The following is a 1,375-nucleotide window of genomic DNA, read 5'->3' as shown; positions in this document are numbered from 1 at the left end:
GCGAAGAAGCCCAGGTAGAGCGTGCCGATGAGGCCGGCGACGAGGTGGATGCCCACGACGTCCAGCGTGTCGTCGACGCCGATCTTGTACTTGAGCTCGATGGCGAGGGCGCAGACCGCACCGGCCACGAGGCCGAGGACGATCGCCCACATCGGGGTCAGGTTGGCACAGGACGGGGTGATCGCGACCAGGCCGGCCACGATGCCCGAGGCGGCGCCGACAGCGGTCGCCTTGCCCTCCTTGAAGTGCTCCACGACGATCCAGCCGACGAGCGCAGCAGCCGGGGCAACCAGCGTGTTGACGAAGATCAGGCCGGCCTGGCCGTCCGAGGTGGCCGCGCCGCCGTTGAAGCCGAACCAGCCGAACCACAGGATGGCGGCACCGATGAGGACGAGCGGCACGTTGTGCGGCTGCGCCTCTTCCTTGGAGAAGCCGACCTTGCGCTTGCCGAGGACCAGTGCGAGGGCCAGGGCAGCAGCACCGGCGTTGATGTGGACGGCCGTGCCGCCCGCGAAGTCGATCGTGCTGGTGTCGTAGCCCAGGTGCGTTCCGAGCTGACCCACCCAGCCGGTGAAGGTTGCCGAACCGTCCTCGTTGGTGACGAAGGAGAAGACCCACGAAGCAACCGGGAAGTAGACCAGCACGGAGAACAGGCCGACGAAGAGCATCCACGGCCAGAAGCGCGCGCGGTCAGCGATCGCACCGGAGATCAGCGCGACCGTGATGATCGCGAAGGTCCCACCGAAGATCACGAAGGCCATCGTGAGGCCGGAGCCCTCGCCGCCCTCGAACGCGGCCTTCGCGGCGTCGTTCATGCCGAAGTCGAAGAACGGGTTGCCCAGGACCTCGGGGATCCAGTCGGCCTCCGTGCCGTCGACGAACGCCTGGTTGAAGCCGAACAGGATCCACAACACGGCAACGAGCCCGATCGAGCCGAAGCTCAGCATCATCATCGAGATGACGCTCTTGGACTTCACCAGCCCGCCATAGAAGAACGCCAGGCCTGGCGTCATGAAGAGGACGAGGGCTGCTGTGATCAGCAGCCACAGAACAGGAAGGGTCATGGAAACAAGCTCCTCGGGAGATACGGGCCAGCAAGCGACCCACTGAGGCCACCTTCGTTGGTGGGCCGCGTCTGAGGCCGATCCTGACGAGCAGTCGTTTCACCGAGACCCGGCTGGCGTTTCCGGTTTGTTACAGGTTCCTCAGGCGTGTGTCATTGCCGTGAACACAGGCTCACGCACGCCGCTTGGTGAGCACGACGGCCCCCGCGGGCGCCTCGAGGTCCGGGCGCAGCCGGAAACCCGCCTTCTTGTACATCCGCTGGTTGCGGACGCTGCCAGCCCCCGTGAAGAGGACGTACGACGTCGCGCGG

The 1,375-nt window shown here is 66.1% G+C and carries 1 protein-coding gene; it reads right to left on the bottom strand.

Going from position 1 to position 1,375, the window contains the following annotated elements; all coding sequences use genetic code 11:
* On the bottom strand, nucleotides 1–1,064 hold a 1,064-nt coding region (locus ACOADB_RS26770), incomplete at its 3' end, for an ammonium transporter (protein ID WP_378606296.1).
* Nucleotides 1,065–1,375: the final 311 nt, after the last annotated feature.

It is taken from the genome of Nocardioides sp. CPCC 206348 (assembly GCF_048654705.1).
Lineage (GTDB): Bacteria > Actinomycetota > Actinomycetes > Propionibacteriales > Nocardioidaceae > Nocardioides.
The sequence above is the reverse complement of the archived record's forward strand: the minus strand, read 5'-3'. Positions and strand labels throughout refer to the sequence as shown.